Source organism: Kribbella monticola, assembly GCF_003261635.1.
Lineage (GTDB): Bacteria > Actinomycetota > Actinomycetes > Propionibacteriales > Kribbellaceae > Kribbella > Kribbella monticola.
In genome coordinates this window covers 78593-96337 of sequence record NZ_QFXK01000010.1, presented here as the reverse complement: position 1 = coordinate 96337, position 17745 = coordinate 78593, and the positions used below count along the sequence as shown (strand labels likewise).

Sequence of the window (17745 nt, the reverse complement as noted above, 5' to 3'; positions counted from 1 at the left end):
GAGTCCACCATGTCCCAGCTCGTTCGCACCCGCAACAAGTCGTCGGCCGGCCGATCGGAGTACGGCGTCGGCCGCACCCGCCGGGTAGTCGACGTCGTGGTCGTCGTCCTGCTGTCGGTCGTGGTCGTACCGATCGTCGCACTGGTTGCCGTTGGCATCCTTCTGACCGATGGCCGCCCGGTGTTCTTCCGACAGTCCAGGGTCGGTGAGAACGGAGTGCGCTTCACGCTCTACAAGCTGCGAACGATGCGAGTGGTTGCCTCGGGCCCCGAAGTGACCGCCGCGGCGGACGTCCGGATCACCCGGCTCGGCGCCGTACTGCGCCGTACCGCCATCGACGAACTCCCCCAACTGTGGCACGTACTCCGAGGCCAGATGACGCTGGTCGGACCGCGCCCGGAAAGCGATGCGCTCGCCAGCCGTTACCCTGAGTCCTGCCGGCCGATCCTGCTCGCGCGCCCCGGACTCACCGGCCCGGCCCAGCTCTACTACCGGGAGAAGTCCGCGGTGGCTCCGCCGAACTGGTCCGACGTCGAGGCCTACTACCTGCAGGTGCTGGTCCCGCTCAGAGTCACCGCGGACCAGGAGTATCTGCGCCGCCCGACGCTCGGGCGAACGCTGCACTACCTCCTGCTGACGGCGTTGTTCGTGACCGGCCTGGCCGACGTCCAGCGATCGGTCGGGAGTCAGACCGCTTCGGAGTAGGGCTCGTCGCGCTTGATGTGCAGCGAGTCCGCGCGGGCGTTCAGGCAGTCGCCGGTGCGGAGATCGAACTCGAAATTGTGGCCGAGACAGCGCAGTACGCCGTTGACGACGACACCTGTCTCGGCCAGATCCTCCCCGGCGTGCGGGCAGAACCGGCTGACCTGGATCGTCTCGCCGTTCACGGTCAGCTCGATCGTCTCCTCGGGATCGCGCGCCGCCTCGAATTCTTCCACCGCCCGCAACGCGGCCCGATCGGCGTGCTTGAGCAGCCCGACCAGGTAGTCGTTGTACTGGTCGGGCTGACGGCGTGCGGTGAAGCGGAGCGACAGCAACAGCTCCTCCCACCGCGTGCGCCCCGACACGACACCGTCGAGCCAGCGCCCGTCCAGGATCAGCCGGTAGTCCGCATGGCAATCGCCACCGTCCAGATCGACCCGTACCCGGTCCGGCCCGATGTGGGCGTCCCACACGCCACCGTTGGGCCCCTCGACCTCGAAGCGGACGGTCATGCCGATCCGGGCCAGGAAGTACTCCGACAAGGTGCCCAGCGACTCGAAGTGGGCCTTGAACCTCTCGGCCAGGCCGGGCGCCGGCGGCGGGTTGGCCGCCCAGACAGCATCGATCGCCGCGCGCCGGCGTACGGCGTACTCGGCGAGGTAGTGCCGCCTCGCCTCCGGGCCGGCGTCGAGCGAGAAACCCTGCCACTGTGGGTCTCTGGTGACCGCGAGACTGCCGAGGTCCACCTGGTCGCCGGGGAGAAGGCAGACGCCCGGTTGCTCGGGCAGCCGGTCCGCGAGCCAGGCGAGCGCCTCGCCCTGGTCGGGGAAGATCCCGCCGGGCCGGAGTCCACTGTTGAGGTCGAACAGGTCGTCGTCGAGAAAGCAGGGCGGGCCGGCGTACGGCATGACGAGTCGTGGCTGGACCTGACGGACCAGTCGGGTGACGGCCTTGAACTTGCCGACCCTTTTGATCGTGGCGATCCGCTCGCGCTCGACCTCGTCGTACTCGTACCGCACCGGGTGCCAGCTCGCGCCCGACATCTGCGCGCCCATCAGGTCGAACTGGCCGCCGACCTCGGTCATCGCCCGTCGCGTCTGGGCGAGTGAGATCCGGGCGTCGTTGGTGTGCAGCACACTCCGGCCGGCGAGCTTGATCAGTACCGCGGAGTCGTGGCTCATCGGGCACTGCTCGGGGATCACCGTCAGCCAGTCGTCCGGGCCCAGCGGATGTCGCTGCCAGGCATCCAGTACGACGACGCGGGTGCGGCCGATCGCCCGGAGCCGGCGTTGCATGATCGTCGACGGGTAGCGCGGAATCACCACCGGAATCTCTGCCGGAAGCCCGGCGATCAGGTCCAGGTCGAGGTGGTCGAGGTGCTCGTGCGAGACGACGACCAGGTCCACGTCGAGCAGGTCGGGGGTGAGCAGGTGCGAGTTGTCCGGGAATGGGAACCACGCGCCGAGGAACGCGCCGCTCATCGACAGCCAGGGATCGGCCAGGAGACGGATGCCGGGTGCGTCGAGGCGCAGACCGGCATGACCCAGCGCGGTGACCGTCGGCTCACTCATGTTCCCAAGGCTCCCGGGCGAACCGGGGCGGATCATCACCCGCCCGGACGAGAACCCCTACGCCGTCTGGCCCAGGCCCTGCCGCGGCTACTGTCGGGGAATGAGCGAACTTGTGCTGGATGCGCCGATCGTCGCTGTCGTCGTCTATCCCGATCGGGCCCGGGTGACCCGCAGGGGCCGGATCACCGTGCCGACGGGCGATCAGACCGTGTACGTCGAACCGCTGCCGCTCGCCTTGCAGGAAGACTCGGTGCGGGTCGCCGGTCGCGGGCCGGCCACCGTGGTCGGGGTCGACGTGGCGATGCGGCATCACTCGCAGGCGCCGGACGAGACGGTGGCCGACCTGGAACGCCGACGCCGCGAGGCCGAGGCCGAGGTCGCCGAACTGGTCGATGCGGATGACGTCCAGGCCCAGCTCGACACCTTCCTCGCACAGCTCGGGCGGCGCGCCGGTGGCAGCTTCGCGCGGACGCTGGCCGCCGGCGAGGCAGGCTCGCAGCTCGGCGAGTTCACCGAGTCACTGGCTGCCCGCCTGTCCGCCGTCCGGTCGAAGCGTCGCGAACTGGCCGGCCGGCGGCAGGAAGCCGAGGAACGCCTCGCCGCCGCCGATCGCCGGCTGGCCGAGGTCGCGCAGCAACGCGTGCCCGATCGCCGCTCGGCTGCAGTCGCGTTGGCGCTGGAATCCGAAGCAGACGTGGAGATCGAGCTCTCGTACGTCGTACCGGGCGCCGGCTGGACCAGTTCGTACGACGTCCGTCTCACCGGCGACGATCTGACCCTGAACTGGTACGGACTGATCACCCAGCACACCGGCGAGGACTGGCCCGAGTGCGACCTGACGCTTTCGACGGCCCGGCCGATGGTGACCGCGAAGGTGCCCGAGCTCGACCCCTGGTACCTCGACCGCTATCACCCACCGGTACCGGTCTCGGCCCCGCCCGCGCCGGGTGGACGCCGGATGAGTCGCGACGCCATGCCGACCGCGTTCGCCGCCGCCGAGAGCGTTCAGGCCGCGGCACCTGCCTTCGCCGACCTCACGGCAACTGTCGAACAGGGCGTCACCGCAGCGACCTACACTCCCCCGCGACCGGTCGCCGTGCCAGCGGACGGTGCTTCCCACCGAGCGACGATCGCCTCCGTCGACCTCGACGCCGAGCTGGACTACATCACCGCACCGGTCCGGTCCACCGACGTCCATCTGCGGGCCACGGTGGTGAACTCGTCGGCGCACACGTTGCCCGCCGGGAAGGCGGCGGTCTTCCACGAAGCGGACTTCGTCGGCTCGGCGGCCCTGCCCCTGTGGGCTCCTGGCGAAGAAGTCGAACTCGCGCTCGGCCTGGACGACCGGATCCGCGTCGAGCGAAAGCTGGTACGCCGTACGGCGAGCAAGGCGACGCTCGGCTCGACCCGCCGCCGCGAGGTCGAGTACGAGACCAAGATCGAGAACCACACCCCGCGCACGGCCCGGATCACGGTGCTGGACCAACTACCGGTCGCGCGCGACCACGAGATCGCCGTCAAGCCGATCAGCACCGAACCCGAGCCGGCCGAAGTGACCGATCTCGGCGTCGTCACCTGGAAGCTGGACCTCGCCGCCGAGGGCGAGGTCCGCATCAAACTCGGCTTCCGCGTCGACACCGCCAAGTCCGTCGACCTGACCGGCTGGCGTGAATGAGGGTTATGCGGCGGGAGGAGTATCGAAGGGAGCGCTCCAGGTCTGGTTGGGTTGGTGGGTGCCGCAGGCGTAGGTGGCGACAGTCGAGTTGGGGTTGGTGAAGTCGCTGCCTGCGATGTCGACGCAGACGCCGCTCGCCTGGCGTAGCTGGCCCGAGCGGCTGTAGGTCCACTTCTGCGAGCTGTCGCCTGCGTTGCAGGTCGCCAGCCGCAGGCCGGTCGAGTCACCGGAGATGCAGAGCGTGCTGTTCTGCAGGGACGAGATCACGCCGGTCGGCTGGCGCTGCCATTGCTGGTTGCTGTTGCCGGTGCAGGAGTACAAGGCGACCTTGTGACCGGCCGCTGCGCCCGTGTAGGCGTCCAGGCACAGGGCGGAGGCCTGGAACGCGCTCTGCGGAGCCTGGATCTGGCCGACGGCGATAGGCGCTCCACAGCTTCCCGGATCAACGGTGAACATCGCGGTGTCGTGGCTCGCGATGGTCGTGCTGATCGTCGATTGGACCGAGAGATTCGTGTGCGTCCAGAGATTCCGCGCCGTCCGGGTGCAGCTCGTGTTGCCGAAGCCGAGACGGGCAAGGTCCAGGCTGTAGTTGATCGAGGCCGCGTTCTTGTTCAGTACTGCGACGGCGCGGCGGCCCCCGGCGAGCGGCTTGACCACGACGTCGACGCCGGCGCTCACCGAGGAGTTGTCGCGGGAGGCGAGATAGCCGCCCGCGCCGAGCGAATCCTGGTCGACGGCGATGATGTCGCTGTTCTTCAGGATGGCCAGCTGAGCGGCGTACGTCGTGGGGTCGGCGGCCAGCTTGCGGATGTCGGAGCTGATCATCAACGGGGAACCCATCGCCGACCAGAGCGCGAACTGGCTGCGCTGCTCGGCCAGGGTCAGTTGGTTGTTGTCACCGATCAGCAGCATGTCCGCGTCGTTGTGGTTCCCCGGACCGTCGTACCGGGCCAAAGCCACGGTGTCGTTCAGGTTCTGTAGCACGCCGCCCTCGTAGTAGTCGCCGCCGTGCGGCCAGTTCCAGGCGGAGGCGTTGTCGCCGTGCCAGACGGCGATGTCCGGGCTGACCCGCCACATCTGGCCGAGTGTGCGCACCCAGTCCAGCGAGTTGTACTTCTCGGAACTGGTCGGGCCGTAGCCGGCCGGAGCGGACTCGTTGAAGAGGATCTTCCTGCTGGTGTTGGCCGTAGCCGTCTTCAGCGCGTTGGCCATCGTGGTGAAGATCTGCTGCCGGTTGCTGGTCGTCGTCCCGCAGTTGTCCAGCTTGAGGGAGTCGATTCCCCAATAGGCAAGGGAGTTCGCATCGGCTTGTTCGTGTCCCAGCACTCCGCCCGGCACGCCCTGACAGGTGTTGACGCCCGACGTGCTGTAGAGACCGGTCTCCATCCCCTGGCTGTGCACGTAGTTGGAGTAGTCGGTCAGCTCCCAGTCGAAGCCCGGCTGACTGCTACCACCCCAGGTGGCCGCTCCGTGCAGGTAGCCGGCGCTGGTGCGCTGCATCCAGCAGTCGTCGACGGTGAGGTTGGTGTAGCCGGCGGCCACCAGCCCGGTGTCCTTCATGGCCTTGGCCTGGTCCTGCATGAACTGCTGGAACGAATAGCCGGTACGGGTGCCGTCGAGGCGGGCCTGTGCGGCGCAGGTGAACCGCGCCCAGTTGTTGAAGCCCATCATCGGTTTCACGCCGATCGGCGTACTGGTGTTCGCGGCCACGCTGTCGGCAGCGGCGGGCCCCGCGGCGGCCACGCCGAGCCCAGTTCCGGCCAGTACGACGGCGGCGGCCAGTGCAGCCAATCTGTGGCGGTGGACAGCGATCATGCTCATCTCCTGGGGTGGGGGCGGCCTACGGGCTTGAGCAGCTTGCGCACACTGTCTGCACATTGTTGAATGAAGACTGCAGTTATGCGCAGTTATCAGCACCAAGTGCAAGCATCATGGAACCGCCCCTGATCACTGTCAAGGCGCCGGACCCACGTTTTCGCCAAACGGCGGTGCCCCCGTTAAGGTCTCCCGCGTGTCCCTTCTTGATGTCGCCGCACCAGACCAGGAATCGCCGGAACCAGTGGAGCGCGACGTCGCCGATGTCGGCGTTGCGACCGCGCGGATCGAGTGGGCGGCCGCGGCGCGGGAGTTGCTGCTCGCCGCGGCGAAGAAGTACCACGGGCTCGTGCAGCACAAGGACCTCGCCAACGGCGTACAGGACCTGACCGGTATCCGCACCAAGCAGGCGACCCGGTTCTGGATCGGTGGCGTGCTCGCAGAGGTGTCGGCCGAAAGCCTGCGGCGCGGGGAGCCGATGTTGTCGGCGCTGTGCGTCAACCCCGACGAGAGCGTCTTCGACGGGTACGCCGCGATCGTCGGCGCGGCCACCGGCACCACTCCCCCGGACCCCGATACCCACGCCTCCCACGAGCGGCTCGCGATCTACCGCCACTTCAAGGCAGCGGGTCTGCCGGCCGATGGCGGCAGCGCGATGATCCCGCCGAAGCTCGGCGCCGCCCGGGCGCGCGCCCGCAAGGCCGCGATCGCCGAGCGCCCGATCAACAAGTGTCCCCAGTGCAACCTGCAGACCCCGGCCACTGGGGTCTGCGACACCTGCGACTGAGTCGGGCATCTCGAACTCTGGCTGTGACCGGAGTTTGGGCTTAGCCTCGGCTGCAGGCAGGCACCGTGGGGGTGCCGGCCGGTACGCCGGAACCCGGGGGGGTTCGGTCACGGGACCGATGGGCTGACAGCGGCGACCTGGGGGGTCACCTTGACGTTCGACGTGGCCTCCTGCGGTGACGGCGTCATTCGCCTTCACGGGAGGCCCGCGCATGCGATCCACGCTCCACCGAGCAAGTCCCCGACGTACCGTCATGGCCGGTTTGTCCGCCGGTCTGCTGCTCGCCGCCACGCTGCCTACGACGGGGGCGGTCGCGGCAGACCCGTCGCCCCCGGGCGGCCGGAAGTTCACGGCGACGCCACTCAGCCTGGCCAGTGTCGTCAACGGCGCCAAGTCGCCCAGTGGTCAGCTCGCCAAGAGCGATCCCGCACTGATCAACAGCACGTCGGCCAACCAGGTCCGCGTGGTCGTCAAGCTCGACTACGACTCGCTCGCGGCCTACCGCGGCGGCCTCAAAGGCCTGCCCGGCACCAGCCCGTCCGTCACCGGCAAACGCCTGGATCCCAAGGGCACGAACGCCACCAAGTACTTGAAGCACGTGACCGCGATGGAGAACGACTTCCTCGCCGCGTTGCGGACCAGAGTCCCGAGTGCCCGGGCCGGACAGACCCTGCGCACCGTGTACGGCGGTGTCGCACTGAGCGTCCCGGCGAACAAGGCCCGCGATCTGCTGAAGTTGCCGGGTGTCGCGGCGGTGCAGCAGGACAACCCACAGCAGTTGCTGACCGACTCCAGCGGCGACTTCATCGGCGCCCCGACGATCTACAACCAGCTCGGGGGCCCGGCGTCCGCGGGGAAGGGCGTGATCGTCGGCATCCTCGACAGCGGCGCGTGGCCCGAGCATCCGTCGTACGCCGATCCGGGCACGCTGCCGGCGCCACCGGCTACCGCTGACGGCGCGCCCCGCGTGTGCGACTTCGGCGACAACCCGCTGACACCGGCGAGCGACCCGTTCGTGTGCAACCACAAGCTGATCGGCGGACGGCCGTTCCTCGACACCTACAACGCGGTGATCGGTGGCGAGGTCTACCCCGACTCCGCCCGTGACTCCAATGGTCACGGCACGCATACCTCGACGACGTCGGCCGGTGGTCCGGTCGCGGACGCGAACCCGCTGGGCATCAGCCGCGGGCCGATCCGTGGCATCGCCCCCGCGGCGGCGGTCTCGGTGTACAAGGTCTGCGGCGCGGGCGGCTGCTTCCCGTCCGACTCGGCGGCGGCGGTCGCCCGGGCCATCCTCGACGGAGTCCGGGTGATCAACTTCTCGATCTCCGGCGGCAGCGACCCGTACAGCGATCCGGTCGAACTCGCCTTCCTGGACGCGTACGCCGCGGGCGTGTTCGTCTCCACCTCGGCCGGCAACTCCGGTCCGGGTGCGAACACGACCGATCACCGCAGCCCGTGGGTCACCACGGTCGCGGCCTCCACCCAGAGCCGGACCTTCCGTTCGACGGTCACCCTGTCCGGTGACGGCGCGACCGCCACCGTCTCCGGTGCGTCGATCACCGCGGGCATCAGCACGCCGGCGCCCGTCGTACTGGCTGGTTCCACACCGGGTTACAGCGACGCGACCTGCAACACGCCTGCTCCTCCAGGCGTCTTCGCCGGCAAGATCGTCGCCTGTCAGTTCACGTCGGGCCGAGTGATGAAGGGCTTCAACGTCAGGCAGGGCGGCGCGATCGGCATGCTGATGTACAACTCCGCGCCGTTCGACGTCTTCACCGACAACCACTGGCTGCCGGCCGTCCAGCTCGAGAAGCCCGACGCCGACATCCTGCTGTCCTTCCTCGCGGCGCACCCGGGCACCACCGCGTCGTTCACGCAGGGCTCGAAGACCACCTGGCAGGGCGACGTGATGACGTACTTCTCCTCACGCGGCCCAGGCGGCGACTTCCTCAAGCCGGACGTCACCGCTCCCGGTCTGCACATCCTGGCCGGCCAGACGCCGACACCCGAGTCGCCGGCCGAAGGCCCGCCCGGCAACCTCTACCAGGTGATCGCCGGTACGTCGATGTCCTCACCACACGTGGCCGGCGCGGCGGCACTGATCTTCGCGCTGCATCCCTCCTGGACGCCTGGCCAGGTCAAGTCCGCATTGGAGACCACCGCCAAGACCACGGTTACCAAGCCCGACCGGGTCACCAAGGCCGACCCCTTCGACGACGGTGGCGGCCGGATCGACCTGACCAAGGCCGGCGACCCAGGGCTGACCATGGACGAGACCGCCGCGAACTATGCGGCCTCGGCCACCGACGCGCTGAACCGGATCGATCTGAACCTGCCGTCGGTGAACGCGCCGACCATGCCGGGCCTGATCACGGCGACCAGGACCGTCAAGAACGTCACCAACCAGACGCTCACCTTCACCGGTTCCGGCACGACGGTCGCCGGAGCGAACATCACCGTGCTGCCGCCGGTGTTCTCCGTGAAGCCCGGTAAGACGCAGAAGCTGACGATCGCGATCACAGCCCCCGCGCTGGCCGACGGTCAGTACTTCGGCCAGGTCGACCTCAAGCAGGCCGGCGGAAGTAGGGCACTGCACCTACCGGTCGCCTTCTTCCGCCAAGAGGGCATCGTGCCGATCGACCAGACCTGTACGCCGTCGAGCATCGCGCGGAACACCGGGCAGTCGACCTGCACCGTGACCGTGCAGAACAACAGCTTGCAGACCACCGACGTCACGGCGGCCAGCACGCTGAGCTCGCAGCTCCAACTCACCAGCGTCACGGGCGCCACCAAGGTCGGCACCCAACTGGCGACCAAGACCGCCACGCTGGCCGGCCGGCAGCCTGACCGGCCGGTCATCGCGCCGGGTACGAGCCCCGCGGGGTATCTCCCGCTGGATCTCTTCGGCATCACGCCGACACCGATCGGCGACGAGCAGGCGCTGAACTTCAACGTCGCGCCCTTCGTCTTCGCCGGGCAGACGTACACCAAGCTCGGTGTCGTCTCCGACGGCTACTCGGTCGTCGGTGGTACCTCCGCGGCCGAAGACGTTCAGTTCGCGCCGCAGAACCTGCCCGATCCCGCGCGACCGAACAACGTGCTCGCCTCGTACTGGACCGACCTCGACGGCACCGGAGCTCCGGGCGTGCTGGCCGGCAACCTGACCGACGGTGTCAACAACTGGCTGGTCATCGAATGGCGGGTGCATCTGTTCGGAACCACCAACCTGAAGGTGTTCCAGCAATGGATCGGCACCAACGGGGCCGAGGACATCTCCTACACCTACGACCCCGGCAACCTGCCGGGTGACCCGGGACCGGCGTACGGCCTCACGGTCGGCGCCGAGAACTTCGAGGGAACCGGCGGCAGCCAGATCACCGGTCCGCCGGTCGAGGACTACCGGGTGCAGAGCACACCGGGTGCCCCGGGCGGATCGATGACGTACTCGATGAACATCAAGGGTGTGCAGAAGGGCACCGGCACGGTCACCACCGGCACCTCAACGCCACTCGTCAAGGGCGTCACCATCGAGGTCGACAAGATCACCGTCAACTAACCCCACCCGTTCACCTGCTTGACCAGTTCGGGCCGGATCCTCCAGGATCCGGCCCGAACTGCTGCCTGCGACTGTTGCGCGAGCCGCGTGCCGCTCGGTACAGTCAGTCATCTGTTAAGAAGGTTTACAAATAGCTCTGCTTCCCCTGACCCCGCCCCGTTAGGCCGAAGGAGCACGACGTGTCCTTGTTCCGCCGTACCGCCTCGTCCGCCGCAGTTGTGGCGTTGTTGCTCTCATCCGTGACGATTGCTCCGGCCCGGGCTGCTGAGATCGTGCCCTCGCAGCAAAAACCTCTCACGACGTCGAGCTGGCCCGGTGGCGGCGCGGTGACCGTTGCCGATGGCACCGATGTGTTCGGCGACAACCTCAGCGGGCTCTCCTTCGAGAGTCCGGGCGTCTTGTGGGCGGTGAAGAACGGACCCGGCACCTTGTACCGGCTCGTCCGTGACGGCGCGCTCTGGCGGCCGGACGCGATCGGCGGGCGAGCGGTGAACTACCGCGACGGCAGCGGCGATCCGGACGCCGAGGGCGTGGTCCGTACGCCGGACGGGTTGCTCGTGGCAACCGAACGCGACGGCGACGACAGCGGCACCAGCCTGGCCAAGATCCTCCGGTTCGATCCGTTGTCCACGGCGAAGTCGGTCAACGCGACGGCGGAGTGGGATCTCACCGACGACCTGCCGGCGGTGGACGACAACAGTGGTCCCGAGGCGATCTCATGGATCCCGGACTCGTTCCTCACCGCGCGCGGCTTCCGCGACCAGCGCACGAGCACCGCCTACACCCCAGGTTCGTATCCCAACCACGGCACCGGCCTGTACTTCGTCGGCCTCGAGGACAACGGCATGGTCTACGCGTACGCGCTGAACCAGTCCGGCGGGACCTTCACCCGCGTCGCCTCCTTCGCAGGCGGCTTCGCGACGATCATGGACCTGGAGTTCGAGCCGGAAACCGGTCTGCTCTGGTCGATCTGCGACGACACCTGCCATGGACGCAGTGCGACGCTGTCGATCACCAGCGGCAAGTTCACCGTCTCGCACACCTACGCTCGGCCGGCGCAGTTGCCCGACTACAACAACGAGGGATTCGCGATCGCGCCGCAATCCACCTGTACTGCGGGGCGCAAACAGGTCCTGTGGGCCGACGACGGCAACGACGGCGGCCACGCGCTCCGCGCCGGGACACTGCCTTGCAACACCCCGGCGCTGCCGAACTGAGCCTAGGATGCGCTCATGGAGCGACTCGAAGTCGATGGTGGCCGGGTGGTCGAATACGTGGTCGAGGGACCGGCCGGCGGCCGGCCCTTGGTGATGCATCACGGCACGCCAGGCGTTGCGATGACGCTGGCGCCGATCGCCGAAGCGGCCGCCCGGCACGGTCTGCGCTTCGTGACGCACAGTCGGCCGGGCTACCGCGACAGCACCCCGCAGCCGGGGCGCCGGGTAGCCGACGTGGCCGGCGACGTCGCCGTACTGCTCGATGCTCTCGGTGCCGACGAGTTCGTCACCCTCGGCTGGTCGGGTGGCGGCCCTCATGCGCTCGCCTGCGCAGCTCTACTGCCGGAGAGGTGTCGCGCCGCGGCGACCGTCGCGGGCGTAGCGCCGTACGACGCCGACGGGCTCGACTGGCTGGCCGGTATGGGCGAAGACAACGTCGTGGAGTTCGGAGCAGCGGCCAACGGCAAGGACGCGCTGGAGGCCTTCCTCGCCGAAGCGGGTGCCGGACTGAAGGATGTCCAGGCCGACGATATCGTCGCGGCCTTCGGAGACCTGTTGTCCGAAGTCGATCAGGCCGCCCTGCGCGGTGGGCTCGCCGATTTCCTGGCCGCCTCCTGTCGGGCCGCGGTGTCCCGCGGGTACGACGGCTGGCGCGACGACGATCTCGCGTTCCTCAGCCCGTGGGGTATCGACCTGGCCGGCATCGGTGTGCCGGTGTCCATCTGGCAGGGCGACCAGGACCGAATGGTCCCGGGCGGCCACGGGCGCTGGCTCGGCGACCACGTCGCGGGCGCGACCATCCAGCTGGTGCCCGGCGAAGGCCATCTGTCCTTGATACACAACGTCGACGACATCGTGGCGCGGCTCGCTGGAGCCTGACCTGAGCAACGGCGTACGGAACGTCGGTGGACTGCGGGCAGGCTTAGCATGGCGAGGTGCTGATGCTCCTGCCGTCGATCCTCATCACCTTGCTGTCCGCACGCTGGGTCTGGCGGAGCGCCCGTGAGACGCTGCGCCTGCGCGCACTCCGGCGTACCGGCATCCGGGTCACCGGCGAAGTGATCGACAACGACGCCCAGAGCAGGCCGTACTACGGCGGCGCTCTGCTCTACCCGGTCGTCCGCTACCAGCTCAACGGCACCATGCACCAGGGCACCATCCGGAACTGGATCGGCAAACTGGAACTCGGCAGCGGCGTCCCCCTGCTGATCGACCCGGCCGACCCCTACTCCCCCGCCGCAGCCGACCGAGACACCGTCACCCGCGGCCTGATCGCCGCCACCATCACCCTCCTCCTCTGTGCCCTCCTGACCTGGTGGGCCTACACCATCCGCTTCCACTGATCATCGTCAGTTGAGGGCAGCCGGCGACTCGGCGTGGGGAATCAGGAGTCGCGGGCTCCCCGTGCCGTTGGCCGGGACGCTCCAGACGTCGGAGTCGCTGCTACCTCGTGGAACGGCGTAGCCGATGGTGTCCTCGTCCAGCCACGATGGCTGGTCGTCAACGCTGCGCGTCTCGGCCAGCGGAGTCCGTACGCCGGTGGCCAACTCGAGGACGGACAGGCGCCAGCCCTTTGGCGGCTCGCCGTCGATGGCCGACTTGAACGCGATGCGCTTGCCGTCGGGCGACAGTGACGGGCATTCCACATTCCGTGCGATGGTGCGGACCGTCTTGGCGGCGATGTCACCTTGCACCAGATACCGATGGCCCGCGGTGGACATGGTGGCGTAGAAGTGATCGTCGTCGGCAGTGAACGTGATGCCCCAGAAGTTGAGGTCGGCGGCCCGATAGGGATGGTCGTCGAGGGTCACCGAGAGGAACTCGAGCGAGTCGATCATGTCCTCGCTGCCGAGATCGATCAGTCCGGCTCGGGTGGAGAAGCGTCCATGGTTGTACGAATCGCCGGCCACGAACACGGTCCAGGCGACCAGCCGCCCGTCTGCGGAGACCCTGGTGCGATTGGGCACGCCGACCAGCGGGATCGCCTTCCGTACTGCGAGGTTCTTGTCCAGGATCGCGATTTGGAAGGTGCTGAGCGCGCCGTCCTGCCGCAGACAGGTTCCGGTGCCACCCGCGGCGTACACCCGCAGACAGGTCAGCGATGACACCGAGCGTGGTCCATCAGGGCGGTCCTTGGCGACCTGCGCCAGGTGTCCCCTGCTGTCGGCCGCCGTACTGCGGAACAGGATCCGCGGGCTGCTGCCCGCCAAGCTCAGCTCCTCGGTCTCCGCGGCCACCGGCCTGTGCTCACGCCTCATTGCGAATGCGCCGTAGCCGACACCGATCACCGTCAGCAAGAGGGCCCCGAGGAGAGCGACCAGAACCCGGCGCGTCACTGCTGGTCCCCCTTGCCTGCGTTCGTGGCTGGAAGACCGCGGAGCAGCAGCGCCACGACGAGCACTGCCAAGACGACCAGGGCCGCCGCGATGCGGGTCGCTCCGGCCGGCCCCCACACGGTCCAGGCCAGCCCGAACAGTATCGACGAGATCAGGTAGGACAGCGCCTGTGCAGTCTGGATCAGCGCGATTCCCGTAGTACGCACCGCGGTCGGCAACACGGGACCAGCGAGTGCGATCAGTACGCCGTCCGTCGCTGCGTAGAAGAGACCGTAGAGCACGAGGACCACCGCGAGCAGCGAAATTCCGTCGAGCGGGCCGAACAGTAGAAGGTAGACCAGCACAAGAGTGGTGTAGCCGCCGAGGACGACCTTGAGTCGGCCGATCTTGTCGGCCAGCACGCCCAACGGCACGGCGAACACCAGGTAGGACAAATTGGTGCCTACGGCAAGTAAAGGGAACCAGCCGATGCTCAGCTGTTCGCGTCGCTGCAGCAGCAGATAGACGAAGCCGTCGCCGATGGTCGCTAGGCCGGCCAGGGCCGCCGCCAGCACCAGCCGGCGTACCGGCGCCGCGCGCAGCAGGGCACTCGCCGCGGACAACGTGACGACACCCTTGGACGGCTGCGCGCCACGCCGGTCCCGGACGAACAGGACCAGCACCAGTACGCCGAACGCGGCGATGCAGAAGCTCGCGACGAACACCGCGTCGTACGCCTGCGCGGTGGCGGCCAGGATGCCCAGCGCCACCAGCGGCCCGGCGAACGCGCCGATCGTGTCCATCATCCGGTGGACTCCGAACGCCCGGCCGTAAAGGCGAGGCGGGGTGGACAAGGTGATCAGCGCGTCCCGTGGCGCTGTCCGCAGACCCTTCCCGGTCCTGTCGACGGCGATCACCGCACCGATCGCGCCGACACTGTTGCCTACAGCAAGCAACCCGAGTTTTGCCAGCGCGGACAGCGCGTAGCCGAATCCTGCGACGGACTTGCGGCGGCTGGTCCGATCGGCGAGATAGCCACCGACCAGCCGCAGTACGGCGGTCGCACCGGTGTACATGCCATCGATCACGCCGTACGCCGCTGGGCTCAGATGCAGACCGAGCACCAGGTAGACCGGCAGTACGGCGGTCACCATCTCGGAGGAGATGTCAGTGACCAGGCTGACCGTGCCGAGTGCGAAGACGTTACCGCTCAGCATCAGCAGTGCACGCCTGCGGAGCGGCTTCGAGGTTTCGTCGCCGGCGTGCGGCTGGTCGATCGTGGACAGGTACACGGTGCGACCTCCGATGGGCGAGGGCGGTCAGTTCCAGACGTTGGTGACGGCCGGCGCCGAGTTCAGTTGCGAGAGCCCGTAGGCGCTTTCGATCGTGCTCAGGACGTTGTAGTGGTTGATCTGGTTCGAGAAGGAACCGACCTGCGTGTGCGCACCGACGAACGTGGTGAAGATGTGGTTCGACGAACTGCCGTTGTCCTCGTCGAAGGTGACGATGAGCAGACTGTTGTGCGTCTTGGCCCATTGCGCGTACGCGTCCAGGTTGTTCTTCAGCCAGGTGTCACCGGTGCCGATCGAGCAGTCGTGCATGTCGTTGCACATGTTCGGGCTGACGAACGCCACGGTGGGCAGGCTCGCGTAGTTGCCGGAGCCCGGGAAGTCGCCGTACGTGAGGTTGCTGGTCGAGGGCACGGTGGTGAAGTTCACCCAGCCGTTGTGCTTGCGCCGGTACTCGCCACTCGAGCAGCCGGTGTAACCGTCGGAGGGCAGACCTTCGGAGTACCCCTTGAAGGTCCGGCCCGCGCTGATCAACTGGCTGCCGAGGTTGCTGCCGCTGTAGGTGTGCGGACAGCTGTCGTCGGTGAGGCCCTGGGTCTTCCCGGAGAAGATCGCCAGGTAGTTGGGCTCGCTGGGATGGGTGACACCGTAGGACTGGGTGAACTTCGCCCCCTGGCCGGCCAGGCTGTTGAAGTACGGGGCGCTGGAGCTGCCGTTGAGCTGCGAGTACGCGTGGTTCTCGAACATCACCAGCACGATGTGGTCGAAGACCGGCACGCTGGTCGCTGCTTGCGCGGTGGGCGGGGTGGCGGCGACGGCCGTCGCCGAACCGACCAGAGCCGCCACCGTCACGATCGCGGTCGCAATGCGCTGTCGAATCACGGATCCTCCTCCTCCGATGAGCTGACCCCGACCGCACGGTCAGGGCAGCGACCAATCCTCGGAGCCGACGGCCGCCCCGGACGGAATGCCGCAAGCACCGCAGATGTGCGGGAGATGAACACTGCGCGATCGCTCATCCGAGTCGGGCAATCGCACCGTGTGACACCAACCGGGTGGCGGCATTGCTGAGCCGTATTCGCCGATCGATGCCTTGGCCAACAGCCACTGGCCGAAGGTCGTCGGGATGGTTACCCTCGGGCTTGGGGGGAAGACCAGATGAGCAAACCCACCATCCTGACCGTCGACGACGATCCCATGGTGTCCGCCGCGATCTCGCGGGATCTGCGGAACCGCTACGGCGACGACTATCTGATCGTCCGGGCGAGCTCGGGCGCGCAAGCCCTTGCAGTGCTGGCGAAACTCGCGCTGCGCAACCAGCCGGTCGCGCTGATCGCCGCCGACCAGCGGATGCCGGAGATGACCGGGATCGAGCTGCTCGAGCAGGCGCGCGTGCACGCACCCGGCGCGAAGTACCTGTTACTCACCGCGTACGCCGACACCGACGTGGCGATCAAGGCGATCAACGACATCGGCCTGGACTACTACCTGCTGAAGCCCTGGGATCCGCCCGAGGAGCGGCTGTTCCCGGTGGTCGAGGACCTGCTCGACGACTGGCGCCAGGCCAATCCGGACCACACTTCCGACGTACGGGTGATCGGCAATCGGTGGTCCGATCGCAGCCACGAACTGAAGACGTTCCTCGCCCGCAACTACGTCCCCTACCGCTGGTACGACGTGGAGCGGGATCCCGAGGCTCAGCGGCTCGCACAGTTGGCCGAAGCGGTTCCGGCGGAGTTGCCGCTGGTGTTGATCCCCGACGGCGACACCCTTCGCTCGCCGTCGACCCTCGATCTCGCCGGTGCACTGGGCCTGCGAACCACTGCGCAGCAGCCCTTGTACGACGTGTGCATCGTCGGCGGTGGACCCGCGGGTCTGGCCGCCGCGGTGTATGCGGCATCCGAGGGCTTGAGCACGGTCATCGTCGAGCGCGAGGCGCCGGGTGGGCAGGCCGGGCAGAGCGCGGCGATCGAGAACTATCTCGGATTCCCCAAAGGCCTGACCGGCTCGGATCTGGCTCAGCGCGCGGTCGCGCAGGTCTCGCGGTTCGGCGCCGAGATGGTGCTCGCCCGCCCGGTCACCGGGTTCGAGACCAGAGGGCCGGTGCACGCCGTACAGGTCGAGGGCGCGGGCGAGATCGAGGCCCGCGCGGTGATCGTGGCCACCGGGGTCTCCTACCGCCGGCTGGACGCGGCCGGGCTCGCCGAGCTCACCGGCCGCGGCGTGTACTACGGCGTGAGTGCGAGCGATGCGAGCCAGTGCCAGGGCGACGACGTGTACCTCGTCGGCGGCGCCAACTCGGCAGGTCAGGCCGCGCTCAACCTGGCGCGCTACGCGAAGAACGTCGTACTGATCGTGCGGGGCGATTCGCTCGAGGCCACGATGTCGCGGTATCTCATCGACAAGATCGCCGCCACTCCCAACGTGCACGTGCGATGCCGCAGCGAGGTGGCGTCCTGCCGCGGGAACGGGCACCTCGAAGCGATCACCATCGCCAACCGCGACACCGGCCGCGTCGAAGAGGTGCCGGCGAGCTGGTTGTTCGTCTTCGTCGGCGCCTCGCCGCGGACCGAGTGGCTCGGTCCTGACGTACTGCGCGACGCCAAGGGATTCGTGGTGACCGGCCAGGAACTGCTGGCCCACGACAAGGTCTGGCGGTTGCCCAGGGCCCCCTTCGCGCTCGAGTCGAGTGTGCCCGGCGTCTTCGCGGCCGGCGACGTACGACTCGACTCGATGAAGCGAGTCGCCTCGGCGGTCGGCGAGGGCGCCATGTCGGTCTATCTCGTACACCGCTATCTGGCGACGGTGTAGG

At 68.2% G+C, this 17745-nt stretch carries 13 protein-coding genes; 8 read left to right on the top strand and 5 right to left on the bottom strand.

Annotated features, from left to right (window positions below; genetic code table 11):
• The first annotated feature begins 9 nt into the window (after nt 1–9).
• Nucleotides 10–705, top strand: a complete 696-nt coding sequence (locus DIZ26_RS06515; protein WP_112238780.1) for a sugar transferase — start codon at nt 10–12, stop codon at nt 703–705.
• On the opposite strand, the gene DIZ26_RS06510 is transcribed toward DIZ26_RS06515, so the two are convergent.
• The gene (locus DIZ26_RS06510; protein WP_112238779.1) at nt 687–2273 is read right to left on the bottom strand and encodes an MBL fold metallo-hydrolase; all 1587 of its coding nucleotides are present in this window, start codon (nt 2271–2273) and stop codon (nt 687–689) included. The two genes, DIZ26_RS06515 and DIZ26_RS06510, sit on opposite strands and share 19 nt — an antisense overlap.
• A 100-nt stretch (nt 2274–2373) precedes the next feature.
• Here DIZ26_RS06510 and DIZ26_RS06505 point away from each other — a divergent pair, with 100 nt between their 5' ends.
• Nucleotides 2374–3948, top strand: a complete 1575-nt coding sequence (locus DIZ26_RS06505) for a DUF4139 domain-containing protein (protein ID WP_112238778.1) — start codon at nt 2374–2376, stop codon at nt 3946–3948.
• Between the two features lie 3 nt (nt 3949–3951).
• On the opposite strand, the gene DIZ26_RS06500 is transcribed toward DIZ26_RS06505, so the two are convergent.
• Nucleotides 3952–5763: a ricin-type beta-trefoil lectin domain protein gene (locus DIZ26_RS06500; RefSeq protein WP_198675944.1), complete on the bottom strand. Its 1812-nt coding sequence runs from the start codon at nt 5761–5763 to the stop codon at nt 3952–3954.
• Nucleotides 5764–5959: 196 nt separating this feature from the next.
• Between DIZ26_RS06500 and DIZ26_RS06495 the strand changes: the two genes are divergently transcribed.
• From DIZ26_RS06495 to DIZ26_RS06475, 5 genes are all read left to right on the top strand, one after another.
• A complete protein-coding gene (locus DIZ26_RS06495) occupies nt 5960–6550 on the top strand; it encodes a hypothetical protein (RefSeq protein ID WP_157979607.1) in 591 nt (196 codons plus the stop codon).
• Nucleotides 6551–6803: 253 nt separating this feature from the next.
• Nucleotides 6804–10112 (top strand): S8 family serine peptidase, encoded by a 3309-nt coding sequence (locus DIZ26_RS38555; RefSeq protein ID WP_112238775.1) that lies wholly within the window; start codon nt 6804–6806, stop codon nt 10110–10112.
• A 179-nt stretch (nt 10113–10291) separates the two neighbouring features.
• Complete coding sequence (locus tag DIZ26_RS06485; RefSeq protein WP_198675943.1) at nt 10292–11329, top strand: SdiA-regulated/phytase-like domain-containing protein; 1038 nt, start codon at nt 10292–10294, stop codon at nt 11327–11329.
• 15 nt (nt 11330–11344) lie between these two features.
• Nucleotides 11345–12208 (top strand): alpha/beta fold hydrolase, encoded by an 864-nt coding sequence (locus DIZ26_RS06480; RefSeq protein ID WP_112238774.1) that lies wholly within the window; start codon nt 11345–11347, stop codon nt 12206–12208.
• 56 nt (nt 12209–12264) lie between these two features.
• The gene (locus tag DIZ26_RS06475) at nt 12265–12672 is read left to right on the top strand and encodes a DUF3592 domain-containing protein (protein ID WP_112238773.1); all 408 of its coding nucleotides are present in this window, start codon (nt 12265–12267) and stop codon (nt 12670–12672) included.
• Nucleotides 12673–12678: 6 nt separating this feature from the next.
• Here the strand turns inward: DIZ26_RS06475 and DIZ26_RS06470 are convergent, their stop codons facing one another.
• The 3 genes from DIZ26_RS06470 to DIZ26_RS06460 are packed head-to-tail and all read right to left on the bottom strand — an operon-like array spanning nt 12679 to nt 15815.
• Nucleotides 12679–13665 (bottom strand): TolB family protein, encoded by a 987-nt coding sequence (locus tag DIZ26_RS06470; protein ID WP_198675942.1) that lies wholly within the window; start codon nt 13663–13665, stop codon nt 12679–12681.
• On the bottom strand, nt 13662–14936 hold the full coding sequence (locus DIZ26_RS06465) for an MFS transporter (RefSeq protein ID WP_232828168.1): 1275 nt from the start codon (nt 14934–14936) through the stop codon (nt 13662–13664). Before DIZ26_RS06465 ends, DIZ26_RS06470 begins: the two co-directional genes overlap by 4 nt.
• A gap of 27 nt (nt 14937–14963) precedes the next feature.
• The gene (locus tag DIZ26_RS06460) at nt 14964–15815 is read right to left on the bottom strand and encodes an alkaline phosphatase family protein (protein WP_198675941.1); all 852 of its coding nucleotides are present in this window, start codon (nt 15813–15815) and stop codon (nt 14964–14966) included.
• A 276-nt stretch (nt 15816–16091) separates the two neighbouring features.
• Here DIZ26_RS06460 and DIZ26_RS06455 point away from each other — a divergent pair, with 276 nt between their 5' ends.
• A complete protein-coding gene (locus tag DIZ26_RS06455; protein ID WP_112238772.1) occupies nt 16092–17744 on the top strand; it encodes an FAD-dependent oxidoreductase in 1653 nt (550 codons plus the stop codon).
• Nucleotide 17745: the final 1 nt, after the last annotated feature.

Coding starts and splice junctions, on each gene's coding strand:
- DIZ26_RS06515 (WP_112238780.1), top strand. CDS start 10: ATGTCCCAGCTCGTTCGCACCCGCAACAAGTCGTCGGCCGGCCGATCG.
- DIZ26_RS06510 (WP_112238779.1), bottom strand. CDS start 2,273: ATGAGTGAGCCGACGGTCACCGCGCTGGGTCATGCCGGTCTGCGCCTC.
- DIZ26_RS06505 (WP_112238778.1), top strand. CDS start 2,374: ATGAGCGAACTTGTGCTGGATGCGCCGATCGTCGCTGTCGTCGTCTAT.
- DIZ26_RS06500 (WP_198675944.1), bottom strand. CDS start 5,763: ATGATCGCTGTCCACCGCCACAGATTGGCTGCACTGGCCGCCGCCGTC.
- DIZ26_RS38555 (WP_112238775.1), top strand. CDS start 6,804: ATGGCCGGTTTGTCCGCCGGTCTGCTGCTCGCCGCCACGCTGCCTACG.
- DIZ26_RS06480 (WP_112238774.1), top strand. CDS start 11,345: ATGGAGCGACTCGAAGTCGATGGTGGCCGGGTGGTCGAATACGTGGTC.
- DIZ26_RS06455 (WP_112238772.1), top strand. CDS start 16,092: ATGAGCAAACCCACCATCCTGACCGTCGACGACGATCCCATGGTGTCC.